The sequence below is a fragment of the Citrobacter sp. Cpo221 genome (genome assembly GCF_030332345.1).
Lineage (GTDB): Bacteria > Pseudomonadota > Gammaproteobacteria > Enterobacterales > Enterobacteriaceae > Citrobacter > Citrobacter portucalensis.
Genome location: NZ_JAOWIA010000057.1, coordinates 58,748 through 85,011 on the forward strand (window position 1 = coordinate 58,748; position 26,264 = coordinate 85,011).

Genomic DNA, 26,264 nt, shown 5'->3' on the forward strand with positions numbered 1-26,264 from the left:
AAAAACTTCGCTACAATGGGTGTACCTTTTGTTAAGAGACATCCATTGTGGCGTTACTCATCATTACCACAATTCTGTGGGCCTTTTCCTTTAGCCTGTTTGGCGAGTACCTTGCCGGTCATGTCGATAGCTATTTTGCGGTGCTGGTGCGCGTTGGGCTGGCTGCGCTGGTGTTCCTGCCGTTTCTACGTACTCGTGGGCACAGCGTAAAAACGATCGGGCTGTATATGCTGGTGGGTGCCATGCAGCTTGGCATTATGTACATGCTGAGTTTTCACGCCTATCTGTACCTGACGGTTTCAGAACTGCTGCTCTTTACCGTGCTGACGCCGCTCTACATTACGCTGATTTATGATCTGATGAGCGGACGTCGTCTGCGCTGGAGTTACGCCTTTAGTGCGTTACTGGCGGTGATTGGTGCGGGGATCATTCGTTACGATCAGGTGACCAGCCACTTCTGGACCGGTCTGCTGCTGGTGCAGTTGTCCAATATCAGCTTTGCCATTGGTATGGTGGGCTATAAACGTCTGATGGAGACGCGGCCAATGCCGCAGCACAACGCCTTTGCCTGGTTTTATATGGGCGCCTTTATGGTGGCTGTCGTGGCCTGGTTCATGCTGGGCAATGCGCAGAAAATGCCTGCAACCACGCTACAGTGGGGAATTCTGGTCTTTCTTGGCGTGGCGGCGTCCGGCATTGGTTACTTTATGTGGAACTACGGTGCGACCCAGGTGGATGCGGGCACGCTGGGCATCATGAACAATATGCATGTCCCTGCCGGACTGTTGGTTAACCTGGCTATCTGGCATCAACAACCTCACTGGCCAAGCTTCATCATTGGTGCGGCTGTGATAGTGGCTTCACTGTGGGTACATCGAAAGTGGGTCGTTCCGCACTCCGTACAAACGGCAGGTGATCGCAGGCGTGATTCCGCGCTGAGCGAATAAACGCTTCTGTGACCGGCTGTCGCTGCTCGCCATCACGCACGGCGGCGTACAGTCGGCTCCACAATCCATCACCCAGGGTTTTGGTCACTACCAGGCCCTGGCGTTCAAAACTCTCCACCACCCAGTGCGGTAACGCCGCGATACCCATTCTGGCTGCAACCATCTGAATCAGCAGCAAGGTGTTATCCACGCTTTTCAGCGACGGACTAACGCCTGCAGGTTGCAGGAAATGCCGCCATACATCCAGTCGACTCCGTTGCACCGGGTAAATGAGCAGCGTCTCGCTGGCCAAATCTTCTGGCGTGATTTGCGTTTTGCTAGCCAACGGATGGTCAGGCGCCAGTACCAGGCGGACTTCAAAATCGAACATCGGCGAGTAGTGCAATCCGCTGCGCGGCAGGATGTCGGAGGTTAACACCAGATCCAGCTCATCCTGCTGTAGCGCTGGTTGCGGATCGAACGTCACGCCGGATTTAAAGTCCATCTCCACCTGCGGCCAGTTAGCACGAAAATTCTCCAGCGCGGGCGTCAGCCATTGAATACAACTGTGACATTCAATCGCGATTCGCAACCTGGTTTGCTGCGGTTCGTTGCAGGCCTGCAGCGCACGACCAATTTGCGGCAACACCTGATTGGCTAACTGCAGCAGGATTTCTCCCTGCGGCGTAAAGCGCAGAGGCTGGCTTTTACGGATAAAAAGTCGAAAGCCAAGGCGCTGCTCCAGATCGCTGAACTGGTGAGAAAGGGCGGATTGGGTCTGATGCAACGTCGCCGCTGCGGCTGCAAGAGAACCACTATTCCGCAACGCCTGGAGCGTTTTCAGGTGTTTAATCTCGATCATGAAAGTCCTTCACTTCGGCATGAATAAATTGCGCTTGAGGAATATACAGTAACCGCCAATTATGGATGTGTAAACATCTGGACGTCCAAAACTCGTCATATTTCGGCTTGCAGATGCGTTGGCTTCCTCGCTTACCCCAGTCACTTACTTCAGTAAGCTCCTGGGGATGCGCTGTGTCGCCGCCTTCCTGCAAACCGAACTATTTAGAGTTTTTGCTTCAGATTCAATAAAATAAGAGAGGAAGAAAAATGACAATATTGAATCACACCCTCGGTTTCCCTCGCGTTGGCCTGCGTCGCGAGTTGAAGAAAGCGCAAGAAAGCTACTGGGCGGGAAATTCTTCCCGTGAAGATTTGCTGACCGTTGGCCGCGAGCTGCGTGCCCGCCACTGGGATCAGCAGAAGCAGGCGGGCGTTGACCTGCTGCCGGTGGGTGATTTTGCCTGGTACGATCACGTGCTGACTACTAGCCTGCTGCTCGGCAACGTTCCGGCTCGCCATCAAAATAAAGACGGCTCGGTCGATATCGATACCTTATTCCGCATTGGCCGTGGCCGCGCACCAACGGGTGAACCCGCCGCGGCGGCAGAAATGACCAAATGGTTTAACACCAACTATCACTACATGGTGCCAGAGTTCACCAAAGGTCAGCAGTTCAAACTGACCTGGACCCAACTGCTGGATGAAGTGGACGAAGCGCTGGCGCTCGGCCACAAGGTGAAACCTGTGCTGTTAGGGCCGGTAACCTACCTGTGGTTGGGTAAAGTGAAAGGCGAGCAGTTTGACCGTCTGAGCCTGTTGAACGACATTCTGCCGGTTTACCAGCAGGTGCTGGCCGAGCTGGCGAAACGCGGTATTGAGTGGGTGCAGATTGACGAACCCGCTCTGGTGCTGGAATTGCCGCAAGCGTGGCTGGAGGCCTTCAAACCGGCTTATGACGCGCTGACGGGTCAGATGAAGCTGCTGCTGACCACTTACTTCGAAGGCGTAACGCCAAACCTGGATACCATTACCGCCCTGCCGGTGCAGGGACTGCACGTTGACTTCGTGCACGGCAAAGATGATGCAGCCGAGTTGCATAAACGTCTGCCTGCCGACTGGCTGCTGTCAGCGGGGCTGGTGAACGGCCGCAACGTCTGGCGTGCCGATCTCAGCGAAAAATACGCACAAATCAAAGATATCGTCGGGAAACGTAACCTGTGGGTGGCTTCTTCCTGCTCCCTGCTGCACAGCCCAATCGATCTCAGTGTTGAAACCCGCCTTGATGCAGAAGTGAAGAGCTGGTTTGCCTTCGCCCTGCAAAAATGCGGCGAGCTGGCGCTTCTGCGCGATGCGTTGAATAGCGGTGATACGGCGGCAATTGCCGAGTGGAGCGCACCGATTCAGGCTCGTCGTCACTCTACCCGCGTACACAACGCTGCAGTGGAAAAACGTCTGGCGGCAATCACCGCCCAGGACAGCCAGCGCGCTAACGCTTACCCGGTTCGCGCCGAGGCGCAACGTGCCCGCTTTAATCTGCCGGCATGGCCGACTACGACTATCGGTTCATTCCCGCAAACCACAGAAATTCGCGGCCTGCGCCTGGACTTCAAAAAGGGCAACCTGGATGCTGGTAACTATCGCACCGGAATTGCGGAACATATCAAACAGGCGATTGTTGAACAGGAACGTCTGGGTCTCGACGTGCTGGTACACGGTGAAGCCGAGCGTAATGACATGGTCGAATACTTTGGTGAGCACCTGGACGGTTTCGTCTTTACCCAAAACGGTTGGGTGCAGAGCTACGGTTCTCGCTGCGTGAAGCCGCCGGTGGTCATTGGCGACGTCAGTCGCCCGGAAGCGATCACCGTTGAGTGGGCGAAGTATGCCCAGTCGCTGACCGACAAACCTGTAAAAGGCATGCTGACCGGTCCGGTGACCATTCTCTGCTGGTCATTCCCGCGTGAAGACGTGACGCGTGAAACCATCGCGAAGCAGATTGCGCTGGCGCTGCGTGATGAAGTGGCGGATCTGGAAGCGGCGGGTATCGGCATCATCCAGATTGATGAACCGGCACTGCGCGAAGGTCTGCCGCTGCGCCGCAGCGACTGGGCGGCGTATCTGGAGTGGGGCGTGGAAGCCTTCCGTATTAACGCGGCGGTAGCGAAGGATGAAACCCAGATCCACACCCACATGTGTTATTGCGAGTTCAACGACATCATGGACTCCATTGCGGCGCTGGATGCGGACGTGATCACTATCGAAACCTCGCGCTCTGATATGGAGTTGCTGGAATCGTTTGAAGAGTTCGACTATCCGAACGAAATCGGGCCGGGCGTATACGATATTCACTCGCCGAACGTTCCGAGCGTGGAGTGGATTGAATCCCTGTTGAAGAAAGCCGAGCAGCGTATTCCAGCAGAACGTCTGTGGGTGAACCCGGACTGCGGCCTGAAAACCCGCGGCTGGCCGGAAACGCGTGCCGCGCTGGCAAACATGGTCAAGGCCGCGCAGAATCTGCGTCAGGCGTAATTCGGTGCCCGGGAAGCGCTGGCGCTTACCCGGGTTACAGGAAATCGCAATAGTTGTAGGCCCGGTCAGGCGTCGCCGCCACCGGGCAATTAACGTTTATTTCTTCCCACCGTATTGCACGAACCACTCCAGCATTCTCTGCCAGCCGTCTTTCGCGGACTCTTCGTGATAGCTCGGGCGATAATCGGCGTTGAACGCATGTCCGGCATCGGGATAGACCACGATTTCCGCTTTAGCATTGGCGGCGCGCAGTGCCTGGCGCATTGTTTCAACGGTATCTTGCGGAATGCTGGTGTCCTGGCCGCCATAAAGCCCCAAAACGGGGGCGTTAAGATCGGTTGCGATATCAACGGGATGTTTTGGCGAGTTGAGGGTTTTATCACCCACCAGTTTGCCATACCACGCCACGGCCGCTTTTAACTGCGGATTATGTGCGGCATACAGCCAGGTGATGCGCCCACCCCAGCAAAATCCGGTGATCATCAACTGGTGCGCATCTCCTCCGTTGCGGGAGGCCCAACTGGCGACGTGGTCCAGATCGGCCAGTACCTGAGAGTCGGGCACTTTGGCGACAAGGCCACTAAGCAGCGTAGGGATATCGGCAAAGTCATTGGGATCGCCTTCGCGAAAATAGAGTTCTGGTGCGATAGCCAGATACCCTTCCAGAGCCAGACGACGGCAAACGTCACGAATGTGCTCATGAATACCAAAAATCTCCTGCACGACAATGACTACGGGCAGCAGGCCATCAGTCTGTTTTGGTCGTGCGTGATACGCTGGCATATCATCGCCTTGTGAAGGTATGGACGTTACACCGGCGATAATTGCATTATCCGGGGTGTGAACCGTGGTAGACGTCGGTGGAGATACAGCAGGTGCAAAGCCAGATTGTCGTGTTGTCATGGTATTCTCCGTACCCTTAAATATTCAGCAAAAAAGCGCATTGTTAACTATAGACACATGCAACGAACCACATTGCCTTAAACGGGCTATCTTTTGTGCAGGGCTTCCTTACATCACATCATTTATGTGACATTAATCACTTTTTGATGGTAATTGAATGCAATTGATTTACATCATAGTGATGACTGTCACGAAAATATGTTTATGCCTTCGGTAAAGTGTGTTTTTGCTTCTTCTGACAAAACCGATTCACAGAGGAGTTTTTATGTCTAAGTCTGATGTTTTTCATCTCGGCCTCACTAAGAACGATTTACAAGGGGCTACGCTTGCTATCGTCCCTGGCGACCCGGAGCGTGTGGAAAAGATCGCCGCGCTGATGGATAAGCCGGTTAAGCTGGCATCTCATCGCGAGTTCACTACCTGGCGTGCTGAGCTGGATGGTAAAGCCGTGATCGTTTGTTCTACCGGTATCGGCGGCCCGTCCACCTCTATTGCCGTAGAAGAACTGGCACAGCTGGGCATTCGTACCTTCCTGCGTATCGGTACGACTGGCGCTATCCAGCCGCATATCAACGTAGGTGATGTACTGGTTACCACTGCATCTGTTCGTCTGGACGGTGCAAGCCTGCACTTCGCACCAATGGAATTCCCGGCCGTTGCGGACTTCGAGTGCACCACCGCGCTGGTGGAAGCGGCGAAATCTATCGGCGCCACCACTCACGTGGGGGTCACCGCGTCTTCTGACACCTTCTACCCGGGCCAGGAGCGTTATGACACCTTCTCTGGTCGCGTCGTGAGCCGTTTCAAAGGCTCAATGGAAGAGTGGCAGTCTATGGGCGTTATGAACTACGAAATGGAATCTGCTACGCTGCTGACCATGTGCGCAAGCCAGGGTCTGCGTGCCGGTATGGTCGCGGGTGTTATCGTGAACCGTACTCAGCAAGAGATCCCTAATGCGGAAACGATGAAACAAACGGAAAGTCACGCGGTGAAAATCGTGGTTGAAGCCGCGCGTCGTTTACTGTAATTCTCCCTTCTATTCAAAAAGGCCGACGCGTTCGGCCTTTTTATTTTGCGTAGTGCCTCGCAGGAAATTCCTTTTAAACTGGACGTTTATACAGCACAATTCTATTTTGTGCGGGTAAGTCGTTGCTGTAAGGGGGCGTTGTGGATATTTCAATTATGATGAGTGCCGTGTTGGCGTTAGCCGCAGGGCTACTGGTAGGGTGGCTGGCGACAAAAGCACGCGCCGATCAAATCCGTGCCGACCTCATCGAAGAGCGACGTGAACTGGATATTGCGCTAAGCGCCGCTCGCCAGCAGCTCTCGCAGGAAGCTCACTGGCGCGATGAGTGCGAACTACTCAATAACGAATTACGCAGTCTGCACAGCATCAACACCTCTCTGGAAGCCGATCTCCGTGAAGTCACTACCCGGCTGGAAGCAACCCAACAGCATGCGGAAGATAAAATCCGCCAGATGATCAACAGCGAACAGCGTCTGAGCGAACAGTTTGAAAATCTGGCGAATCGTATTTTTGAGCACAGCAACCGCCGTGTTGATGAGCAAAATCGCCAAAGTCTGAACAGCCTGCTTGCGCCGCTTCGTGAACAACTGGACGGTTTTCGTCGCCAGGTTCAGGATAGCTTTGGTAAAGAGGCGCAAGAACGCCATACCCTGGCACACGAAATTCGTAATCTCCAGCAACTGAATGCGCAGATGGCGCAGGAAGCGGTAAACCTGACGCGGGCATTAAAAGGCGATAACAAAACGCAGGGTAACTGGGGAGAGGTAGTACTCACGCGGGTACTCGAAGCCTCTGGTCTGCGTGAAGGTTATGAATATGAAACCCAGGTTAGCATCGAAAACGACGCCCGTTCGCGAATGCAGCCTGATGTCATCGTTCGGCTACCGCAGGGTAAAGATGTGGTGATCGATGCGAAAATGACGCTGGTCGCCTATGAGCGCTATTTTAACGCAGAAGATGAATACACCCGCGAAAGTGCATTGCAGGAGCACATCGCCTCGGTGCGCAACCATATTCGACTACTGGGTCGCAAAGATTATCAGCAGCTTCCTGGGCTGCGTACGCTTGACTATGTGTTGATGTTTATCCCCGTTGAGCCCGCTTTTTTGCTGGCGCTCGACAGACAGCCCGAACTGATTACCGAAGCGCTTAGAAATAACATTATGCTGGTGAGCCCTACCACGCTGTTGGTGGCATTGCGCACGATCGCCAACCTGTGGCGCTACGAGCATCAGAGTCGTAATGCGCAACAAATTGCCGATCGGGCCAGCAAACTTTATGACAAGATGCGGTTGTTTGTGGATGATATGTCGGCAATAGGCCAAAGCCTGGACAAAGCCCAGGACAACTACCGACAGGCGATGAAAAAACTCTCTTCCGGTCGTGGAAACGTCCTGTCGCAGGCAGAAGCGTTTCGTAGTTTAGGCGTGGAAATTAAGCGCGAGATTAATCCTGAGCTGGCTGAACAAGCTACTACACAGGATGAAGAATACCGCTTGCGCTCGGTCCCTGAGACGCAACAAGATGCGTCTTACCCCGAGGATGAAGCGATAAATCAGCAATCAAACTAGTCCATTTGGGGTAGTTGAACCCGGTAGAAGGGTAGGGCAAATTGGCCCAATCTGTTACACTTCTCGAACATTTTTTGGATGAGCAGGCACTGAGATGGTGGATAATTCACAAGAAACGACGCACTTTGGCTTTCAGACCGTCGCTAAAGAGCAGAAAGCTGACATGGTGGCCCACGTTTTTCATTCTGTGGCGTCTAAATATGACGTTATGAATGACTTAATGTCATTTGGCATTCATCGTTTGTGGAAGCGCTTCACCATTGATTGCAGTGGCGTGCGTCGCGGGCAAACCGTTCTCGATTTAGCAGGCGGTACCGGCGATCTGACGGCGAAATTCTCTCGCATGGTTGGTGAAACCGGCAAAGTTGTGCTGGCGGATATCAATGACTCAATGCTCAAAATGGGTCGCGAAAAGCTGCGTAATATTGGCGTGGTAGGTAACGTTGAGTACGTTCAGGCGAATGCGGAAGCATTACCTTTCCCTGACAACACGTTTGACTGCATCACCATCTCTTTCGGTCTGCGCAACGTAACGGATAAAGACAAAGCATTGCGCTCCATGTACCGCGTATTGAAGCCGGGCGGACGTCTACTGGTGCTGGAATTCTCCAAACCCATCATCGAACCGTTGAGCAAAGCCTACGACGCATACTCTTTCCATGTTCTGCCGCGCATAGGTTCAATGGTAGCAAGCGATGCGGACAGCTACCGTTATTTGGCGGAGTCCATCCGTATGCATCCCGATCAGGACACCTTAAAAGCAATGATGCAAGATGCCGGGTTCGAAAGCGTTGATTACTACAACCTGACAGCAGGTGTCGTTGCGCTGCATCGTGGTTACAAGTTCTGACAGGAGAGTGGGGATGCCTTTAAAACCCTTAGTAACCGCAGGCGTTGAAAATCTGCTCAACACCTTTCTGTACCGTTCTCCTGCGCTGAAGTCAGCCAGAACGCGTTTACAAGGGAAGGTGCTGCGTGTTGATCTCAAAGGATTTTCAACACCGTTAGTCCTGGTGTTTAGCGAGCGCCAGGTCGATGTGCTGGGGGCATGGGAAGGCGAAGCCGATTGCACCGTAATCACATATGCCAGTGTGTTACCGAAATTGCGTGACCGACAGCAACTCACCACGCTTATCCGCAGCGGTGAGCTGGAAGTCCAGGGCGATATCCAGGTAGTACAGAACTTTGTTGCGCTGGCCGATCTGGCGGAGTTGGATCCTGCAGAACTGTTAGCACCCTATACCGGCGATATCGTCGCAGAAGGGGTCAGCAAAGTCTTGCGTGGTGGAGCGAAGTTCCTGTGCCATAACTTTCAGCGCCAGCAGCGCTATGTCGCCGAAGCGATCACCGAAGAGTGGCGCATGGCTCCTGGTCCACTAGAGGTTGCATGGTTTGCTGAAGAAACGGCAGCCGTTGAGCGCGCGGTTGAATCTCTGGCCAAACGGCTGGAAAAACTGGAGGCCAAATGACGCCAGGTGAAGTACGGCGCCTTTATTTCATCATTCGCACTTTTTTAAGCTACGGTCTTGATGAACTCATCCCCAAAATGCGAATCACGCTGCCGCTTCGGTTGTGGCGTTACTCGTTGTTCTGGATGCCCAACCGACATAAAGATAAACCGCTGGGAGAAAGGCTGAGACTGGCTTTACAGGAACTCGGCCCGGTGTGGATCAAGTTTGGGCAAATGCTCTCTACCCGTCGTGACCTTTTCCCTCCGCACATCGCCGATCAGCTTGCGCTATTGCAGGATCGGGTTGCCCCGTTCGATGGGCTTAGAGCGAAAAAACAAATCGAAGAGGCTATGGGCGGGCTGCCCGTCGAGGAATGGTTTGATGATTTTGAGATCACGCCGCTGGCATCTGCGTCTGTTGCTCAGGTCCACACTGCGCGGTTGAAATCGAATGGCAAAGAGGTGGTGATCAAAGTTATTCGCCCGGACATACTTCCGGTCATCAAAGCGGATTTAAAACTGATCTACCGCCTGGCTCGTTGGGTTCCTCGTCTGCTGCCAGATGGGCGTCGCCTGCGACCAACAGAAGTCGTCCGTGAATATGAAAAAACGTTGATCGATGAACTGAATCTGCTGCGCGAATCGGCGAACGCCATTCAGCTACGACGTAATTTTGAAGATAGTCCGATGCTGTACATCCCGGAAGTGTATTCCGACTATTGCAGTCAGAACATGATGGTGATGGAGCGCATTTACGGCATCCCGGTTTCAGATGTCACCACGCTTGAGAAGAACGGCACCAATATGAAATTGTTGGCCGAGCGTGGTGTTCAGGTCTTCTTTACTCAGGTATTCCGCGACAGCTTTTTCCATGCGGATATGCACCCCGGGAACATTTTTGTCAGTTATGAGCACCCTGAAAACCCGAAATACATTGGTATTGATTGTGGGATTGTGGGCTCTTTAAACAAAGAAGATAAGCGTTACCTGGCTGAAAACTTCATTGCGTTCTTTAACCGCGATTACCGCAAAGTTGCTGAACTGCACGTGGATTCTGGTTGGGTTCCGCCGGATACCAACGTAGAAGAGTTTGAATTTGCCATTCGTACCGTGTGCGAGCCGATTTTTGAAAAACCGCTGGCGGAGATTTCCTTTGGTCACGTGCTGCTGAATCTGTTCAACACTGCGCGCCGCTTCAATATGGAAGTTCAGCCTCAACTGGTATTGCTCCAGAAGACGCTGCTGTACGTAGAAGGTGTCGGACGACAACTCTACCCGCAGTTAGATTTGTGGAAAACGGCTAAGCCATTCCTCGAATCCTGGATTAAAGATCAGGTCGGTATTCCGGCGCTCGTTAGGGCATTTAAAGAAAAAGCACCGTTCTGGGTCGAAAAAATGCCAGAAATACCTGAACTGGTGTATGACAGTTTGCGCCAGGGCAAATATTTACAGCACAGTGTTGATAAGATTGCCCGCGAGCTTCACGCGAATCATGTACGCCAGGGACAATCCCGTTATTTATTGGGCATTGGCGCAACATTGTTGCTAAGTGGAACATTCCTGCTGGTAAGCCGCCCTGAGTGGGGGCTTATGCCGGGCTGGTTAATGGCGGGAGGCGTCATAGCCTGGTTGATCGGCTGGCGCAAAATGCGCTGAATTTTTCATCGCCCAAGGCAGGTCGTGTAACGTATACTACGGCCTTATTAATTCATCATCTATGACAGAGGAACATGTATGGGTGGTATCAGTATTTGGCAGTTGTTGATCATTGCCGTCATCGTTGTACTGCTATTTGGCACCAAGAAACTCGGCTCCATCGGTTCCGATCTTGGCGCGTCGATCAAAGGCTTCAAAAAAGCGATGGGTGATGATGAGCCTAAGCAAGATAAAACCAGCCAGGACGCTGATTTTACTGCTAAATCCATCACCGATAAGCAGGGTGAAGTGAAAAAGGAAGACGCCAAAAGCCAAGATAAAGAGCAGGTATAATCCGTGTTTGATATCGGTTTTAGCGAACTGTTATTGGTGTTCGTGATCGGCCTCATTGTTCTGGGGCCGCAACGATTACCTGTAGCGGTAAAAACGGTTGCTGGCTGGGTTCGCGCTTTGCGTTCCCTTGCAACTACTGTTCAGAATGAACTGACCCAGGAGCTTAAGCTTCAGGAGTTTCAGGACAGCCTGAAGAAAGTAGAGAAAGCGAGCCTGACAAATCTGACCCCGGAGCTGAAAGCGTCAATGGATGAGCTGCGTGAAGCGGCGGAATCGATGAAGCGTTCTTACAGCGTGCACGATCCTGAGAAAGCGAGCGATGAAGCGCACACTATTCATAATCCGGTGGTGAAAGACGGTGAAGCGCAGCGAGAAGGGGTCACCCCTGCCGCCGCTGAAAACCAGGCCAGTTCGCCGGAGCAAAAACCGGAATCCGCGGGTGCTAAAACGCCAGAGCCAAAGGAAAACACTTCCGCAACGTTAATGGATGCAGATAAGAAAGCTGCCGCACCTGTTGTCGAATCCTCCCCCTCGTCGAGTGATAAACCGTAAACATGGCTGTAGAAGATACCCAACCGCTCATTACGCATCTTATCGAGCTGCGTAAGCGACTCCTGAACTGCATTATTGCGGTTATCGTGATCTTTCTGGCGTTGGTTTACTTTGCCAACGACATTTACCATATGGTTGCGGCGCCGCTGATTAAACAGATGCCGCAGGGTGCAACGATGATCGCCACCGATGTGGCCTCGCCGTTCTTTACCCCAATAAAGTTGACCTTCATGGTGTCGCTGATCCTGTCAGCGCCAGTGATCCTCTACCAGGTGTGGGCATTTATTGCGCCTGCTTTGTATAAACATGAACGTCGACTGGTTGTGCCGCTGCTGGTTTCCAGTTCGTTGTTGTTCTACATCGGCATGGCATTCGCCTATTTTGTCGTCTTTCCGTTGGCGTTTGGTTTTCTGGCCAACACGGCTCCGCAAGGCGTGCAGGTATCGACGGACATTGCCAGCTATCTCAGTTTCGTAATGGCGCTGTTTATGGCTTTCGGTGTCTCTTTTGAGGTCCCTGTCGCCATTGTGCTGCTATGCTGGATGGGCATTACAACACCTGAAGATTTACGTAAGAAACGACCTTACGTTGTGGTGGGAGCATTCGTCGTCGGGATGTTACTGACTCCGCCAGATGTCTTCTCGCAAACGTTGTTGGCGATACCGATGTACTGCCTGTTTGAAGTGGGCGTTTTCTTCTCTCGTTTCTATGTCGGTAAGCGACGTACGCGAGATGAGGACAACGAGGCTGAAGAAGCAAAAGAAGCCGAAGCCACCGAGAAAACAGAAGAGTAAATTCAACCGCCCGTCAGGGCGGTTGTCATATGGGAGGTAGCATGTTTGATATTGGCGTTAATTTAACCAGTTCACAATTTGCGAAAGACAGGGATGATGTTGTGGCGCGCGCCTTTGCTGCGGGCGTAAACGGTATGCTTCTGACCGGAACAAACCTGCACGAAAGCCAGCAGGCGCTGAAGTTGGCGCAACATTATCCACATTGCTGGTCCACGGCTGGCGTGCACCCGCATGACAGTAGCCAATGGCAATCCTCAACGGAAGACGAGATTATCGCGCTGGCAAACCAGTCTGAGGTGGTCGCTATTGGCGAGTGCGGTCTGGATTTCAATCGCAATTTCTCCACGCCGCAGGAGCAGGAACGTGCTTTTGAGGCACAACTGCGCATTGCCGCTGAACTGCAGATGCCGATTTTCATGCATTGTCGGGACGCCCATGAGCGTTTTCTGACGTTGCTGGAGCCGTGGCTGGATAGCCTCCCGGGCGCGGTGCTGCACTGTTTTACCGGAACGCGGCAGGAGATGCAGGACTGTGTGGACCGAGGGCTTTATATTGGTATTACCGGCTGGGTCTGTGATGAGCGTCGGGGGATGGAACTGCGGGAACTGCTGCCGTTTATTCCGGTAGAAAGACTACTGATCGAAACTGATGCGCCTTACCTACTTCCTCGCGACTTAACGCCTAAACCGACGTCACGGCGCAATGAACCGGCGCACCTGCCACATATTCTTGAGCGTATTGCCCACTGGCGCGGAGAAGATCCTCAATGGCTGTCAGCAACCATTGATGCTAACGTCAGAACGCTGTTCGAAGTGACCTTCTAAACGGCTTAAATTTTTCGAAAGCCGGTATTTTTCACGCTCTGCTTAACCTCTTTATTCAACAGGTTAAGCAGTAGCATGGAACGCGCTTCGCCATCCGGTTCGGTGAAGATCGCTTTTAGCCCCTCAAACGCCCCTTCAGTAATAATCACGCTGTCCCCTGGCTGAGGAGTTTGCGGGTCAACAATTCCTTCAGGCTTGTAGATAGAAAGCTGGTGAATAACGGGAGAAGGGACGGTCGCAGGCGTCGCTCCAAAACGGACGAAATGGCTGACACCACGCGTGGCATTGATAGTGGTGGTGTGGATCACTTCCGGGTCGAACTCGACAAACATGTAATTAGGGAATAGTGGTTCACTGACTGTGGTACGTTTACCGCGCACTATTTTTTCCAGGGTGATCATAGGCGTCAGACAGTTCACCGCCTGTCTTTCCAGGTGTTCCTGGGCTCGCTGAAGTTGCCCACGTTTGCAGTACAGTAAATACCAGGATTGCATAATAACTCTTATCCGCTTGTTCTGAGCGCCAGCATAGCAAAAGCCATGCGTTAAGTTAATTATACCCGCCTCAACGCAGGCTGAAACCCAATGGGTATATACGCCCGGGGCTTATATGTATCGCCAGAGTTCACGCTAATTTAACAAAAATACAGCATCACAATGATGAACGCCGTATAATGAAGCGCTTACGAAGAGGCCACAATGGACGCCATGAAATATCACGATTTACGCGACTTCCTGACGCTGCTTGAACAGCAGGGCGAGCTCAAACGCATTTCGCTTGAGGTGGATCCCCACCTGGAAATTACTGAAATTGCCGATCGCACCCTGCGTGCCGGTGGGCCTGCGTTGCTGTTTGAGAATCCGAAAGGCTATTCAATGCCGGTGCTGTGTAACCTGTTTGGCACACCAAAACGTGTTGCGATGGGGATGGGACAAGAAGATGTCTCGGCGCTACGAGAAGTCGGTAAACTGTTGGCGTTTTTGAAAGAGCCAGAGCCACCGAAAGGATTCCGCGATCTGTTTGATAAGCTGCCGCAGTTTAAGCAGGTGTTGAACATGCCGACTAAGCGGTTGCGCGGTGCACCTTGTCAGCAAAAAATCTACTCAGGCGATGACGTCGATTTAAACCGCATTCCGATTATGACCTGCTGGCCGGAAGATGCCGCGCCGCTGATTACCTGGGGGCTCACCGTAACGCGTGGTCCGCATAAAGAGCGGCAGAATCTGGGCATCTATCGTCAGCAGCTGATTGGCAAAAACAAGCTCATTATGCGCTGGCTGTCCCATCGCGGCGGCGCGCTTGATTACCAGGAATGGTGCGCAGCGCATCCGGGCGAACGCTTCCCGGTTTCTGTGGCGTTAGGAGCCGATCCTGCGACCATTCTGGGGGCCGTGACGCCGGTTCCTGATACATTATCCGAGTACGCATTTGCCGGGCTGTTGCGCGGAACCAAGACCGAAGTAGTTAAATGTATTTCCAACGACCTGGAAGTGCCTGCCAGTGCAGAAATCGTGCTGGAAGGGTACATTGAACCGGGCGAGCTGGCTCCGGAAGGGCCGTATGGCGATCATACCGGCTACTACAACGAAGTAGATAGCTTCCCGGTCTTTACCGTCACGCACATTACCCAGCGTGAAGATGCAATTTATCACTCTACCTATACCGGACGCCCGCCAGATGAACCCGCGGTGCTCGGCGTGGCGCTGAACGAAGTCTTCGTGCCGATTCTGCAAAAGCAGTTCCCGGAAATCGTCGATTTTTATCTACCTCCGGAAGGCTGTTCATATCGCCTGGCCGTCGTGACGATGAAAAAACAGTACGCTGGCCATGCCAAACGCGTCATGATGGGTGTTTGGTCGTTTTTGCGTCAGTTTATGTACACCAAATTTGTTATTGTTTGCGATGATGACGTCAACGCACGTGACTGGAATGATGTGATTTGGGCAATTACTACCCGTATGGACCCGGCCCGGGATACGGTACTGGTAGAGAATACGCCAATTGATTACCTGGACTTTGCCTCGCCGGTTTCCGGCCTTGGTTCAAAAATGGGGCTGGATGCCACAAATAAATGGCCGGGCGAAACCCAACGTGAATGGGGACGTCCGATTAAAAAAGATCCTGAAGTGACTGCGCGCATTGACGCAATTTGGGATGAACTGGCCATCTTTAATGACGGCAAAAGCGCCTGAGGCGCGATCGTTTTGCCTATTGATCCGACAGAGAGAGCGCATGACAACCTTAAGCTGTAAAGTGACCTCGGTAGAAGCTATCACTGACACCGTATATCGCGTTCGTTTAGTGCCAGACGCGGCGTTTTCCTTTCGTGCTGGCCAGTATTTAATGGTCGTGATGGACGAAAGGGATAAGCGTCCGTTCTCCATGGCATCAACGCCGGACGAGCAAGGATTCATTGAGCTGCACGTTGGCGCCTCTGAGCTAAATCTTTATGCCATGGCCGTGATGGACCGTATTCTGAAAGACCGGGAGATCAAGGTCGACATTCCGCATGGCGAAGCCTGGCTGCGTGATGAAGACGAGCGCCCGCTGATCCTGATTGCCGGTGGTACAGGGTTCTCTTACGTGCGTTCCATTCTGCTTACCGCGCTGGCGCGCAATCCAAATCGCGATATCACCATTTACTGGGGCGGGCGCGAAGAGAAGCATCTCTACGATCTCTCCGAGCTGGAAGCGCTGTCAGTGAATCACCCGAATTTGCGCGTTGAGCCAGTGGTGGAACAGCCTGAAGACGGCTGGCGTGGTCGTACGGGAACCGTGTTAACGGCAGTATTACAGGATTACGGTACCCTGGCGGAGCATGATATCTACATCGCTGGTCGTTTCGAAATGGCCAAAATCGCGCGCGATCTGTTCTGTAATGAACGTAGTGCGCGTGAAGATCGCCTGTTTGGCGACGCTTTCGCGTTCATTTAAGCGCTGTGCGCCGGAGTCCTTCCGGCGCATTCATCACCAACCTTACTTCTTCTAACAGGGTGCAAGCCCGATCTCGTTGTTTCTCTTTTTTACCACGTTTTTTAGTAAACATATTTTTCCTATCTATTAATCACAAAACTTAGCTTTTGTGACAGGTCTCTTTTTGTTTAGTAAACAAAATTGGCAAACTAGACACAATCAAATTGCGAGGCGCAAACGAGGAAAACCATGAGGCTCGGACTGGATATTGGCGGGACTAAAATCGAAGCGGTGGTGATTGATAACGCGGGTGTAATTGTTTACCGCGAGCGATGCGCGACACCAAAGCAGAGTTACGGTGATTTTTTCCAGGCCGTGACGGAGATGATTGCTAAGGCCAGACTGGCCGTTAATCAGCCTTTATCGGTTGGCATTGGGGTGCCTGGCGCGGTGGATAGCGAGGGGTTAATTAAGAACTCCAACATCCTGGTGCTCAATCAACAGGCCTTTGCGCAAGACCTTGAGCGAGCGTTAGGAATGCCCGTGCCTGTTACTAATGATGCCAACTGCTTTACCTTGTCGGAAGCGATGGACGGTAGCGGACACGGGCATAGCGTGGTATTTGGCGTGATCCTCGGTACCGGTTGCGGCGGTGGACTATGCATCGATAACCGCTTGATCTCTGGACCTAACGCCTGCGCAGGAGAGTGGGGGCATAATGCATTGCCGCGCTACCACGAATCTCAGGACGGGGCTGGAGTGACATGCTATTGCGGACAGTTGAACTGTATTGAGAGCTTTATTTCCGGCAGCGGTCTGGAACGCCAGTACCTGAATCACACCGCGCAGCATGTGGGTGTGCCACAAATTATGCAACAGGTAGAATCGGGTGATGCGGATGCCTGCTTTGTATGGAAACGCTATTGCGATCAACTGGCGCGTGCGTTGGCGGGCGTGGTGAATACGCTCGATCCCGATGTTATCGTGCTAGGGGGTGGGGTATCCAATATCGATTTACTGTATTCGGGTTTGCAGGCGCGAGTGGCGCAGTACGTATTTGGTAAGCAGTGCCGCACACCGATCGTTCGGGCCCGTCACGGCGACAGCAGCGGTGTACGCGGTGCGGCCTGGCTGGGGGCGCAACAAGCCATAGTAGAATCAATGAGAGTGAAATGACGAAACCTGTACGTATCAGAGATATTGCCGAAGCTTGTGGTGTTTCAGTTGGCGCAGTTTCCCGCGCCCTAAAAGGGCAGCCGGGGCTACGTGAAGACACCCGGCTGCGCATTATTTCTGTGGCGCAGCAGCAGGGTTATGATTTTTCCCGTCTGCGTACTGACAAGATCAAACGCGTCCTTTTTTTGCTTCACCGCCAGCACAATATCAGCCGGGCATTGCCGTTTTATTCTCAACTACTGCTGGGGATAGAAGATAACTGTCGTGACCATGGTATTGCGCTGAGCTTTCTCTCCATTGGTCCAGGCGATGCAGTGAGTGAGCAGGTGCTGCTGCACCAGCCTGATGCACTGATCTGTGCCGGATTTTTTGAGCCTGAATTACTTGGCTTGCTGCAACAGATGAAGCTGCCGTTGGTGCTGGTGGATCTCTGGGCGCCGGGCCTGCCTTGCGTGAACCCGGATAACACTCAGGGTGGGTATCTGGCCACGCAACATTTGATTGCACAAGGTCGCAGCCGTATTGCTTTTCTTGCCAGCACGCTTGCGCACTACAGCATCCGTCAGCGCGAGAAGGGCTACCGTCAGGCATTGTATGAGGCCCGTTTGCTGATGCCGCCAGAGTATGAAGCCGTTGCGCCGCCGCTGTTGGATACCGATCAATCTCTGGTTGAGGCGGTAAATGAGCTACTCAGATTGCCGGAGCCGCCCGATGCTATTTTTGCCTATAACGATGCGGCAGCGCTGGTTGTTCAACGGGTGTGCGCACAGCAGGGGATACGCATCCCGGAAGATCTCGCGCTGGTGGGGTTTGATGATATCGATGCTGCGGCCTGGTCACATCCACCACTCACTACTATTGCGGTTGATAAACAACAATTGGGGCGTGAAGCGCTGCGTTTATTGCTGGAAGAAAATCAGGAAGAGAATCTGCTGTTGCCGGTGCAGTTAGTGGTGCGAGGTAGTTCAGGGAAATAAAAAAACCCGCCCCTGACAGGCGGGAAGAACGGCAACTAAATTGTTATACAATGGCATTTGTGTTGTAGGCCGGATAAGACGCATCAGCGTCGCCATCCGGCATAGTCGCCGGGGGCGCTTCGCTTGCCCGGCCTACAATAAGTCACATGCTTTGATTAAACTCGCTCAAATACCGTCGCGATGCCCTGGCCTAACCCGATACACATCGTCGCCAGGCCAAACTGTACGTCTTTGCGTTCCATCAGATTGAGCAAGGTGGTGCTGATACGCGCCCCGGAGCAACCCAGCGGATGACCCAAAGCGATCGCCCCGCCGTTGAGGTTGATCTTTTCATCGATCTGCTCCATCAGCCCCAGATCTTTAATGCACGGCAGGATCTGAGCGGCAAAGGCTTCGTTCATCTCAAACAAACCGATATCGTTGGTGGAGAGTCCCGCTTTTTTCAGCGCCAGTTTTGAGGCCGGAACCGGACCATAACCCATAATTGACGGGTCACAGCCAACAACAGCCATCGAACGGATTCGGGCACGCGGCGTCAGACCCAGCTCACGGGCGCGGCTTTCGCTCATGACCAGCATCGCTGCTGCGCCGTCGGAGAGCGCGGAGGAGGTACCGGCAGTGACCGTTCCGCTAACCGGATCGAACGCCGGGCGCAGGGTGGAGAGCGCTTCAACGGTTGTCTCTGGGCGGATAACCTCATCGTAGTTAAACTGCTTCAGCACGCCGTCGGCATCATGGCCACCGGTCGGGATGATTTCGTTTTTAAATGCGCCAGACTGTGTTGCAGCCCAGGCACGAGCATGTGAACGTGCGGCGAAAGCGTCCTGCATTTCACGGCTGATGCCGTGCATGCGAGAGAGCATTTCCGCAGTCAGACCCATCATTCCCGCGGCTTTTGCCACGTTGCGGCTCATGCCCGGATGGAAATCAACGCCGTGACTCATTGGCACATGGCCCATATGTTCCACGCCGCCAATCAGGCACGCCTGAGCATCGCCGGTCATGATCATACGTGCCGCGTCGTGCAGCGCCTGCATTGATGAACCGCACAAGCGGTTGACCGTGACGGCCGGAACGGAGTGCGGAACTTCCGCCAGCAGCGCGGCGTTACGGGCGATGTTGAAACCCTGCTCCAGCGTTTGCTGCACGCAGCCCCAGTAAATATCATCAAGCGCGGATGGCTCCAGCGCAGGATTTCGCGCCAGCAGGCTACGCATTAAGTGTGCGGAGAGATCTTCTGCCCGCACATTACGAAACGCGCCCCCTTTCGAACGGCCCATCGGGGTACGGATCGCATCAACAATTACAACCTGTTCCATTGTGACTCCTTAAGCCGTTTTCAGGCTGCCAACCGGGCGGGCAGGCTCAACCTGGGGATAATACGGTTCGTTATGGCGCGCCTTATCACGCAGACCAGCCGGAACTTCATACAGTGCTCCGAGGTGCTGATACTGCTGGGCCATATCGAGATACTTCGCGCTGCCGAGCGTATCCAACCAGCGGAACGCGCCACCATGGAACGGAGGGAAGCCCAGGCCATAAACCAGCGCCATATCGGCTTCTGCCGGGCTGGCGATAATGCCTTCTTCCAGACAACGCACCACTTCGTTGACCATTGGGATCATCATGCGGGCGATAATCTCTTCATCGCTGAAGTCGCGTTTCGGCTGGCTGACTTCTGCCAGCAGATCGTCAACGGTGGCATCCTCTTCTTTCTTCGGCTTGCCCTTGTTGTCTTCTTTATAACGCCAGAATCCAAGACCGTTTTTCTGTCCGAAACGGTTCGCATCAAACAGGGCGTCTATCGCGTCGCGATAATCTTTCTGCATACGCTGAGGGAAGCCTGCGGACATCACTGCCTGCGCGTGATGCGCGGTATCAATTCCCACCACGTCCAGCAGATAAGCCGGGCCCATCGGCCAGCCAAACTGTTTTTCCATGACTTTGTCGATTTTGCGGAAATCCGCCCCATCGCGCAGCAGCTGGCTGAAACCGGCAAAATACGGGAACAGCACGCGGTTCACGAAGAAACCAGGGCAGTCGTTGACCACAATTGGTGTTTTGCCCATCTGGCTTGCCCACGCGACAACTTTGGCGATGGTTTCATCCGAGCTTTTCTCGCCGCGAATGATCTCAACCAGTGGCATGCGGTGTACTGGGTTAAAGAAGTGCATTCCACAGAAGTTTTCCGGGCGCTTGAGCGCGCTGGCCAGCTCGTTGATTGGGATGGTAGAGGTATTCGACGCCAGTACGGTGCCCGGGCGTACCTGATCTTCGGTTTCCGCCAGTACCGCTTTTTTCACTTTCGGGTTTTCCACGACCGCTTCAACCACCACGTCCACACGCTCAAAACCGCTATAGTCGAGGGTTGGATGAATAGTGGAAATCACGCCCGCCATTTTCAGACCGTCAATTTTGCCGCGCTCAAGCTGTTTGTTCAGCAGCTTGGCCGCTTCGGTCATGCCCAGCGTTAATGATTTGTCGTTGATATCTTTCATGACAACCGGCACGCCTTTCCAGGCTGACTGGTAAGCGATGCCGCCGCCCATAATGCCCGCGCCCAGCACCGCGGCTTGCTTCGGTGCTTCAATATTTTTGGTGAGCTTTTTGGCTTTGGCTTTCACGAACTGATCGTTAAGGAAGATCCCTACCAGCGCGCGGGCTTCACTGGTGTGCGCCAGTGGAACAAAGCTTTTATTTTCCAGATTCAGCGCTTCTTCACGACCAAAACGGGCTGCTGCTTCAATGGTTTTTACCGCGGTAATCGGTGCGGGGTAATGTTTACCAGCCGTCTGCGCTACCATGCCTTTAGCGATGGTAAAGCTCATCGCCGCTTCAATTTTGCTGAGTTTCAACGGCTCCAGTTTCGGCTGACGTTTGGCTTTCCAGTCGAGGTCTCCGTTAATCGCCTGACGTAATACCGCGATCGCGCCATCAAGCAGTTTGTCTTGCTTCACTACGCCATCGACCAGGCCGATTTTTAGCGCCTGCTCAGCACCAACATCCTTACCTGCCGCAATAATTTCCAGCGCGCTGTCCGCACCCAGCATACGTGGCATACGCACGGAGCCGCCAAAGCCCGGCATAATGCCCAGCTTGGTTTCCGGCAGGCCAATGCGCAGGTCCGGCGTTGCCAGACGATAATCTGTTGCCAGAACACACTCGCAGCCGCCACCCAGCGCGTAGCCGTTTACCGCTGACAGGGTCGGAACAGGCAGATCTTCGAGGCGATTAAAGACGCTGTTGGCAAAATGCAGCCACTGGCTCAGTTGTTCTTCAGGCACGAGGAACAGTGAAAGGAATTCGGTGATATCGGCACCAACAATAAAGGCTGCTTTGTTAGAACGCAGCAGCAGCCCTTTTAAATTCGGTTGTTTTTCCAGCACATCAAGCGCATGGCCCAGGCTGGCAACGGTGGCCGTGTCGAGTTTATTGACCGAACCAGGGGCATCGAACACCAGTTCGGCGATGCCATCTTCCAGCCAGTCGAGGTACAGGGTGTCGCCTTTGTAAAGCATGTCAGTCTCCTGAATCCGCAAGGTGATCTGGTCATACCAGATGAATCGAAGTGTGTGTTTTATGTTAATAAAATGCAAATGAATGATTAAAGAAATGACGATTCGATCACGCTCGGCAGAAATCACGCACTCACAAAGCGATGTGCTAAGATGCGGAGACTTGAGGTCAAAAAACAGAAGGATAGAAAATGGAATCGCTGGCCGCACTCTATAAAAATCATATCGTTACCTTACAGGAACGGACGCGCGACGCGCTGGAGCGCTTCAAGCTGGATGCGTTACTTATTCACTCAGGCGAACTTGTTAACGTCTTTCTCGACGATCATCCGTACCCGTTTAAGGTCAATCCGCAATTCAAAGCCTGGGTGCCTGTCACGCAGGTTCCTAACTGCTGGCTGCTGGTGGATGGCGTAAACAAGCCGAAACTGTGGTTCTACCTGCCGGTCGATTACTGGCACAACGTTGAGCCGCTGCCTACTTCCTTCTGGACGGAAGAAATTGAGATCATCGCGCTGCCGAAAGCAGATGGTATCGGTAGCCAACTGCCTGCTGCTCGCGGCAATATCGGTTACATCGGCCCGGTTCCGGAACGAGCCCTGCAGCTGGACATCGCGGCCAGCAACATCAACCCGAAAGGGGTGATCGACTACCTGCATTATTACCGCGCCTATAAAACGGACTACGAACTGGCCTGTATGCGCGAAGCGCAGAAAATGGCGGTAAATGGACACCGTGCAGCGGAAGAAGCGTTCCGTTCCGGAATGAGCGAGTTTGACATCAACCTCGCTTACCTGACTGCGACCGGTCACCGCGACACCGACGTGCCATATAGCAACATCGTGGCGCTTAACGAGCATGCTTCGGTGCTTCATTACACCAAGCTGGATCATCAGGCACCGTCTGAAATCCGCAGCTTCCTGCTCGACGCTGGTGCGGAATACAACGGTTATGCGGCAGATCTGACGCGTACCTGGTCGGCGAAAAGCGACAATGACTATGCGCATCTGGTGAAAGACGTTAACGACGAAGAGCTGGCGCTGATTGCCACCATGAAAGCAGGCACCAGCTACGTGGATTATCACATTCAGTTCCATCAGCGCATCGCGAAGCTGCTGCGTAAGCATCAAATCATCACTGATATGAGTGAAGAGGCGATGGTGGAAAACGATCTTACCGGGCCGTTTATGCCGCACGGTATTGGCCACCCGCTGGGTCTGCAGGTGCATGATGTCGCAGGCTTTATGCAGGATGACAGCGGTACTCATCTGGCCGCGCCGTCGAAGTATCCTTACCTGCGTTGCACCCGCGTACTGCAACCAGGCATGGTTCTGACCATCGAACCGGGCATCTACTTCATTGAATCTCTGCTGGCGCCGTGGCGTGAAGGACAGTTCAGCAAGCACTTCAACTGGCAGAAAATTGAAGCCCTGAAACCGTTCGGCGGTATTCGTATTGAAGACAACGTGGTGGTCCACGAGAACAATATCGAAAACATGACGCGGGATTTGAAACTGGCGTAATGGACAGTTGGTTAATCCCTGCGGCGCCGGTCAGCGTCGTTGAAGAGATCAAAAAAAGCCGCTTCATTACGCTGCTCGCCCATACGGACGGCGTAGAAGCGGCAAAGGCGTTTGTTGAGTCAGTCAAAGCGGAACACCCTGACGCCCGCCACCATTGTGTGGCGTGGGTGGCGGGTGCGCCCAATGACTCGCAGCAGCTAGGATTTTCAGACGATGGCGAACCGGCGGGTACGGCAGGTAAACCGATGCTCGCGCAGCTGATGGGGAGCGGTGTCGGCGAGATTACCGCTGTAGTCGTGCGCTACTACGGCGGTATCCTTCTCGGTACTGGAGGGTTGGTAAAAGCCTACGGTGGCGGTGTGAATCAGGCGTTGCGCCAGTTAACGACACAGCGCAAGACGCCATTAACCGAATATACTTTGCAGTGTGAGTACGGTCAGCTGGCAGGCATTGAAGCCTTGCTGGGGCAGTTTGACGGTAAAGTCGTTGCCAGTGATTACCAGGCTTTTGTTCGGCTCAGGGTGGCGCTTCCTTTTGCCAGAGTGGATGAGTTTTCGGCAAAACTGGCGGATTTTAGTCGTGGTTCATTGCAATTGTTAGCGATTGAAGAATAATCCCCACCTCATTTTAAAGAACTAAGGAAGCGGCAGAGATGCATTTTCGCGCCATCACCCGAATCGTTGGACTACTGGTCATCTTATTCTCGGGGACAATGATTATCCCCGGACTGGTAGCGCTCATCTACCGCGATGGGGCAGGGCGTGCATTCACCCAAACTTTCTTCGTTGCTCTGGCGATCGGCTCCATGCTGTGGTGGCCAAACCGTAAAGAGAAGGGTGAACTGAAATCGCGCGAAGGATTTCTGATTGTCGTTTTGTTCTGGACCGTTCTGGGCAGTGTGGGTGCGTTACCGTTCATTTTTGCGGAAAGCCCTAACCTGACGATAACCGACGCTTTTTTTGAATCCTTTTCCGGATTAACCACTACAGGTGCGACGACGCTGGTGGGGCTGGATTCATTGCCACACGCGATTCTCTTTTATCGCCAGATGCTGCAATGGTTCGGCGGGATGGGGATCATCGTGCTGGCGGTGGCTATCCTGCCTATTCTTGGCGTTGGTGGGATGCAGCTCTATCGTGCAGAAATGCCGGGGCCGCTGAAAGATAATAAAATGCGCCCGCGTATTGCCGAAACGGCGAAAACGCTGTGGCTAATCTATGTATTGCTGACGGTAGCGTGCGCGCTGGCGCTATGGTTTGCCGGGATGCCCGCGTTTGACGCCATTGGGCACAGTTTTGCCACAATCGCCATCGGTGGTTTTTCCACACACGATGCCAGCGTGGGGTATTTCGACAGTCCCACGATTAACACCATCATTGCTATCTTCTTGCTGATCTCCGGTTGTAACTATGGTCTGCACTTCTCTTTATTAAGTGGGCGTAGTCTGAAGGTCTACTGGCGGGATCCGGAATTCCGCATGTTTATCGGCGTGCAGCTGACGCTGGTGGCAGTCTGTACGTTGGTGCTATGGATACACAATACCTATGGCTCGGCGCTCACGACGATCAACCAGGCCTTTTTCCAGGTGGTATCGATGGCGACGACCGCCGGATTTACCACGGACAGTATTGCCCGCTGGCCCTTGTTTCTGCCAGTGCTGTTGCTGTGTTCTGCTTTTATCGGCGGCTGTGCCGGGTCGACGGGCGGTGGCTTGAAGGTGATTCGTATCCTGCTGCTGTTTAAGCAGGGTAACCGCGAATTGAAACGACTGGTCCATCCGAATGCGGTTTACAGTATCAAACTGGGTAACCGTGCGTTGCCGGAGCGAATTCTTGAAGCCGTATGGGGATTCTTCTCTGCCTATGCGCTGGTCTTTATTATCAGTATGCTGGCGATTATTGCGACCGGTGTTGATGACTTCTCCGCGTTTGCCTCCGTAGTGGCAACGTTGAATAACCTGGGGCCTGGACTGGGGGTTGTCGCTGACAACTTTGCCAGTATGAACCCTGTGGCGAAGTGGATCCTGATTGCCAATATGCTGTTTGGTCGTCTGGAGGTCTTTACTCTGCTGGTGCTCTTTACCCCTACCTTCTGGCGTGAATAATGGAGTAACACGTGAAAACACTGATTCTTTTTTCTTCCCGGGACGGACAAACGCGTGAAATCGCTGAATATCTGGCTTCTGAACTCAAAGAGCTGGGCGTTTGGGCAGATGTTGTTAATTTGCATCGTACTGCGGAGCCGGACTGGCAAAATTATGACAGCGTGGTAATTGGCGCCTCGATTCGCTACGGTCATTACCATGCTGCTTTTCAGGAGTTTGTGAAAAAGCATGCCACACGGCTGAATTCGATGCCGAGCGCGTTCTACTCCGTAAACCTGGTTGCCCGTAAACCGGAGAAACGTACGCCGCAAACCAACAGCTATGCGCGTAAGTTCCTGATGAGTTCGCCGTGGCGACCAGACCACAGTGCAGTTATTGCGGGTGCTTTGCTGTATCCACGCTATCGCTGGTATGACCGCGTTATGATCCAACTGATAATGAAGATGTCAGGTGGTGAAACGGATACGAATAAAGAAGTGGTGTATACCGATTGGGAACAGGTTGCGAGATTCGCGCGGGAAATAGCCCAATTAACCAACAAAGCGTCGTTAAAATAAGCGTAAAGAATAAAAAATACGCACTCGGAAGATTATTTTAAATTTCCCCTTGTCAGCCTGAAATAACTCCCTATAATGCGCCTCCACTGAC

General features: G+C 53.2%; 24 protein-coding genes. 19 read left to right on the forward strand and 5 right to left on the reverse strand.

The genetic code is table 11. The features are described from left to right. Nucleotides 1–47: 47 nt before the first annotated feature. Nucleotides 48–947, forward strand: a complete 900-nt coding sequence (locus OGY72_RS15930; RefSeq protein WP_003828930.1) for a carboxylate/amino acid/amine transporter — start codon at nucleotides 48–50, stop codon at nucleotides 945–947. Here OGY72_RS15930 and metR read toward each other — a convergent pair. Then, nucleotides 835–1,788 carry an HTH-type transcriptional regulator MetR gene (gene metR / locus OGY72_RS15935; protein WP_003017908.1) on the reverse strand — a complete coding sequence of 318 codons (954 nt, stop codon included), beginning with the start codon at nucleotides 1,786–1,788 and terminating at the stop codon, nucleotides 835–837. The two genes, OGY72_RS15930 and metR, sit on opposite strands and share 113 nt — an antisense overlap. A 248-nt stretch (nucleotides 1,789–2,036) precedes the next feature. Here metR and metE point away from each other — a divergent pair, with 248 nt between their 5' ends. Continuing rightward, complete coding sequence (gene metE, locus OGY72_RS15940) at nucleotides 2,037–4,298, forward strand: 5-methyltetrahydropteroyltriglutamate--homocysteine S-methyltransferase (RefSeq protein WP_286548274.1); 2,262 nt, start codon at nucleotides 2,037–2,039, stop codon at nucleotides 4,296–4,298. A gap of 96 nt (nucleotides 4,299–4,394) precedes the next feature. On the opposite strand, the gene OGY72_RS15945 is transcribed toward metE, so the two are convergent. Further along, nucleotides 4,395–5,201: a dienelactone hydrolase family protein gene (locus OGY72_RS15945; RefSeq protein WP_003828924.1), complete on the reverse strand. Its 807-nt coding sequence runs from the start codon at nucleotides 5,199–5,201 to the stop codon at nucleotides 4,395–4,397. 265 nt (nucleotides 5,202–5,466) lie between these two features. Between OGY72_RS15945 and udp the strand changes: the two genes are divergently transcribed. The 9 genes from udp (at nucleotide 5,467) to tatD (ending at nucleotide 13,408) form a co-directional block, all read left to right on the forward strand. Further along, nucleotides 5,467–6,228, forward strand: a complete 762-nt coding sequence (gene udp, locus OGY72_RS15950) for a uridine phosphorylase (protein ID WP_003828923.1) — start codon at nucleotides 5,467–5,469, stop codon at nucleotides 6,226–6,228. Nucleotides 6,229–6,368: 140 nt separating this feature from the next. After that, nucleotides 6,369–7,799 carry a DNA recombination protein RmuC gene (gene rmuC, locus OGY72_RS15955; protein ID WP_122973913.1) on the forward strand — a complete coding sequence of 477 codons (1,431 nt, stop codon included), beginning with the start codon at nucleotides 6,369–6,371 and terminating at the stop codon, nucleotides 7,797–7,799. A gap of 94 nt (nucleotides 7,800–7,893) precedes the next feature. Then, the gene (gene ubiE / locus OGY72_RS15960; RefSeq protein WP_003017897.1) at nucleotides 7,894–8,649 is read left to right on the forward strand and encodes a bifunctional demethylmenaquinone methyltransferase/2-methoxy-6-polyprenyl-1,4-benzoquinol methylase UbiE; all 756 of its coding nucleotides are present in this window, start codon (nucleotides 7,894–7,896) and stop codon (nucleotides 8,647–8,649) included. A gap of 13 nt (nucleotides 8,650–8,662) precedes the next feature. Then, the gene (gene ubiJ, locus OGY72_RS15965) at nucleotides 8,663–9,268 is read left to right on the forward strand and encodes a ubiquinone biosynthesis protein UbiJ (RefSeq protein WP_003828918.1); all 606 of its coding nucleotides are present in this window, start codon (nucleotides 8,663–8,665) and stop codon (nucleotides 9,266–9,268) included. After that, on the forward strand, nucleotides 9,265–10,905 hold the full coding sequence (gene ubiB / locus OGY72_RS15970; RefSeq protein ID WP_003828916.1) for a ubiquinone biosynthesis regulatory protein kinase UbiB: 1,641 nt from the start codon (nucleotides 9,265–9,267) through the stop codon (nucleotides 10,903–10,905). Before ubiJ ends, ubiB begins: the two co-directional genes overlap by 4 nt. 78 nt (nucleotides 10,906–10,983) lie before the next feature. Continuing rightward, on the forward strand, nucleotides 10,984–11,238 hold the full coding sequence (gene tatA / locus OGY72_RS15975) for a Sec-independent protein translocase subunit TatA (RefSeq protein WP_003017888.1): 255 nt from the start codon (nucleotides 10,984–10,986) through the stop codon (nucleotides 11,236–11,238). A 3-nt stretch (nucleotides 11,239–11,241) separates the two neighbouring features. Further along, nucleotides 11,242–11,790, forward strand: coding sequence for a Sec-independent protein translocase protein TatB (gene tatB / locus OGY72_RS15980; RefSeq protein WP_126319677.1), 549 nt, complete (start codon nucleotides 11,242–11,244; stop codon nucleotides 11,788–11,790). A 2-nt stretch (nucleotides 11,791–11,792) separates the two neighbouring features. Further along, nucleotides 11,793–12,584, forward strand: a complete 792-nt coding sequence (tatC, locus tag OGY72_RS15985; protein ID WP_003828911.1) for a Sec-independent protein translocase subunit TatC — start codon at nucleotides 11,793–11,795, stop codon at nucleotides 12,582–12,584. 41 nt (nucleotides 12,585–12,625) lie between these two features. Further along, nucleotides 12,626–13,408, forward strand: coding sequence for a 3'-5' ssDNA/RNA exonuclease TatD (gene tatD, locus OGY72_RS15990; RefSeq protein ID WP_003841237.1), 783 nt, complete (start codon nucleotides 12,626–12,628; stop codon nucleotides 13,406–13,408). Between the two features lie 5 nt (nucleotides 13,409–13,413). Here tatD and rfaH read toward each other — a convergent pair whose 3' ends face one another. Further along, complete coding sequence (gene rfaH, locus OGY72_RS15995) at nucleotides 13,414–13,902, reverse strand: transcription/translation regulatory transformer protein RfaH (protein WP_003017881.1); 489 nt, start codon at nucleotides 13,900–13,902, stop codon at nucleotides 13,414–13,416. A gap of 204 nt (nucleotides 13,903–14,106) precedes the next feature. On the opposite strand from rfaH, the gene ubiD reads away from it, so the two are divergent. From ubiD to OGY72_RS16015, 4 genes are all read left to right on the forward strand, one after another. After that, nucleotides 14,107–15,600 (forward strand): 4-hydroxy-3-polyprenylbenzoate decarboxylase, encoded by a 1,494-nt coding sequence (ubiD, locus tag OGY72_RS16000; RefSeq protein WP_003828905.1) that lies wholly within the window; start codon nucleotides 14,107–14,109, stop codon nucleotides 15,598–15,600. A 40-nt stretch (nucleotides 15,601–15,640) separates the two neighbouring features. Continuing rightward, entirely contained in the window at nucleotides 15,641–16,342 is a 702-nt protein-coding gene (gene fre / locus OGY72_RS16005; RefSeq protein ID WP_003828903.1) for an NAD(P)H-flavin reductase, read from the forward strand. 228 nt (nucleotides 16,343–16,570) lie between these two features. After that, on the forward strand, nucleotides 16,571–17,497 hold the full coding sequence (locus OGY72_RS16010) for an ROK family protein (protein WP_149282090.1): 927 nt from the start codon (nucleotides 16,571–16,573) through the stop codon (nucleotides 17,495–17,497). Next, nucleotides 17,494–18,474, forward strand: a complete 981-nt coding sequence (locus OGY72_RS16015; protein ID WP_191221983.1) for a LacI family DNA-binding transcriptional regulator — start codon at nucleotides 17,494–17,496, stop codon at nucleotides 18,472–18,474. The genes OGY72_RS16010 and OGY72_RS16015 overlap by 4 nt, the downstream gene beginning before the upstream one ends. A 155-nt stretch (nucleotides 18,475–18,629) precedes the next feature. Here OGY72_RS16015 and fadA read toward each other — a convergent pair whose 3' ends face one another. Further along, nucleotides 18,630–19,793 carry an acetyl-CoA C-acyltransferase FadA gene (fadA, locus tag OGY72_RS16020; RefSeq protein ID WP_286548281.1) on the reverse strand — a complete coding sequence of 388 codons (1,164 nt, stop codon included), beginning with the start codon at nucleotides 19,791–19,793 and terminating at the stop codon, nucleotides 18,630–18,632. Nucleotides 19,794–19,802: 9 nt separating this feature from the next. After that, entirely contained in the window at nucleotides 19,803–21,992 is a 2,190-nt protein-coding gene (gene fadB / locus OGY72_RS16025; protein ID WP_126319667.1) for a fatty acid oxidation complex subunit alpha FadB, read from the reverse strand. 188 nt (nucleotides 21,993–22,180) lie between these two features. On the opposite strand from fadB, the gene pepQ reads away from it, so the two are divergent. Genes pepQ through hemG form a run of 4 tightly spaced genes read left to right on the forward strand, consistent with a single transcriptional unit; the run spans nucleotide 22,181 to nucleotide 26,173 of the window. Beyond that, nucleotides 22,181–23,512: a Xaa-Pro dipeptidase gene (pepQ, locus tag OGY72_RS16030; RefSeq protein WP_032950648.1), complete on the forward strand. Its 1,332-nt coding sequence runs from the start codon at nucleotides 22,181–22,183 to the stop codon at nucleotides 23,510–23,512. Beyond that, on the forward strand, nucleotides 23,512–24,126 hold the full coding sequence (locus OGY72_RS16035) for an IMPACT family protein (RefSeq protein ID WP_003828888.1): 615 nt from the start codon (nucleotides 23,512–23,514) through the stop codon (nucleotides 24,124–24,126). Before pepQ ends, OGY72_RS16035 begins: the two co-directional genes overlap by 1 nt. A gap of 38 nt (nucleotides 24,127–24,164) precedes the next feature. Beyond that, nucleotides 24,165–25,616, forward strand: coding sequence for a Trk system potassium transporter TrkH (gene trkH / locus OGY72_RS16040; RefSeq protein ID WP_003017848.1), 1,452 nt, complete (start codon nucleotides 24,165–24,167; stop codon nucleotides 25,614–25,616). 11 nt (nucleotides 25,617–25,627) lie between these two features. Then, nucleotides 25,628–26,173 carry a menaquinone-dependent protoporphyrinogen IX dehydrogenase gene (gene hemG, locus OGY72_RS16045; RefSeq protein ID WP_003828882.1) on the forward strand — a complete coding sequence of 182 codons (546 nt, stop codon included), beginning with the start codon at nucleotides 25,628–25,630 and terminating at the stop codon, nucleotides 26,171–26,173. Nucleotides 26,174–26,264 lie beyond the last annotated feature (91 nt).

Excerpts from the sequence above, each read along its gene's own strand:
- metR (WP_003017908.1), bottom strand. The coding sequence starts at position 1,788 with ATGATCGAGATTAAACACCTGAAAACGCTCCAGGCGTTGCGGAATAGT.
- metE (WP_286548274.1), top strand. The coding sequence starts at position 2,037 with ATGACAATATTGAATCACACCCTCGGTTTCCCTCGCGTTGGCCTGCGT.
- OGY72_RS15945 (WP_003828924.1), bottom strand. The coding sequence starts at position 5,201 with ATGACAACACGACAATCTGGCTTTGCACCTGCTGTATCTCCACCGACG.
- udp (WP_003828923.1), top strand. The coding sequence starts at position 5,467 with ATGTCTAAGTCTGATGTTTTTCATCTCGGCCTCACTAAGAACGATTTA.
- ubiE (WP_003017897.1), top strand. The coding sequence starts at position 7,894 with ATGGTGGATAATTCACAAGAAACGACGCACTTTGGCTTTCAGACCGTC.
- ubiJ (WP_003828918.1), top strand. The coding sequence starts at position 8,663 with ATGCCTTTAAAACCCTTAGTAACCGCAGGCGTTGAAAATCTGCTCAAC.
- ubiB (WP_003828916.1), top strand. The coding sequence starts at position 9,265 with ATGACGCCAGGTGAAGTACGGCGCCTTTATTTCATCATTCGCACTTTT.
- tatA (WP_003017888.1), top strand. The coding sequence starts at position 10,984 with ATGGGTGGTATCAGTATTTGGCAGTTGTTGATCATTGCCGTCATCGTT.
- tatC (WP_003828911.1), top strand. The coding sequence starts at position 11,793 with ATGGCTGTAGAAGATACCCAACCGCTCATTACGCATCTTATCGAGCTG.
- tatD (WP_003841237.1), top strand. The coding sequence starts at position 12,626 with ATGTTTGATATTGGCGTTAATTTAACCAGTTCACAATTTGCGAAAGAC.
- rfaH (WP_003017881.1), bottom strand. The coding sequence starts at position 13,902 with ATGCAATCCTGGTATTTACTGTACTGCAAACGTGGGCAACTTCAGCGA.
- ubiD (WP_003828905.1), top strand. The coding sequence starts at position 14,107 with ATGGACGCCATGAAATATCACGATTTACGCGACTTCCTGACGCTGCTT.
- fre (WP_003828903.1), top strand. The coding sequence starts at position 15,641 with ATGACAACCTTAAGCTGTAAAGTGACCTCGGTAGAAGCTATCACTGAC.
- OGY72_RS16010 (WP_149282090.1), top strand. The coding sequence starts at position 16,571 with ATGAGGCTCGGACTGGATATTGGCGGGACTAAAATCGAAGCGGTGGTG.
- OGY72_RS16015 (WP_191221983.1), top strand. The coding sequence starts at position 17,494 with ATGACGAAACCTGTACGTATCAGAGATATTGCCGAAGCTTGTGGTGTT.
- fadA (WP_286548281.1), bottom strand. The coding sequence starts at position 19,793 with ATGGAACAGGTTGTAATTGTTGATGCGATCCGTACCCCGATGGGCCGT.
- fadB (WP_126319667.1), bottom strand. The coding sequence starts at position 21,992 with ATGCTTTACAAAGGCGACACCCTGTACCTCGACTGGCTGGAAGATGGC.
- pepQ (WP_032950648.1), top strand. The coding sequence starts at position 22,181 with ATGGAATCGCTGGCCGCACTCTATAAAAATCATATCGTTACCTTACAG.
- OGY72_RS16035 (WP_003828888.1), top strand. The coding sequence starts at position 23,512 with ATGGACAGTTGGTTAATCCCTGCGGCGCCGGTCAGCGTCGTTGAAGAG.
- trkH (WP_003017848.1), top strand. The coding sequence starts at position 24,165 with ATGCATTTTCGCGCCATCACCCGAATCGTTGGACTACTGGTCATCTTA.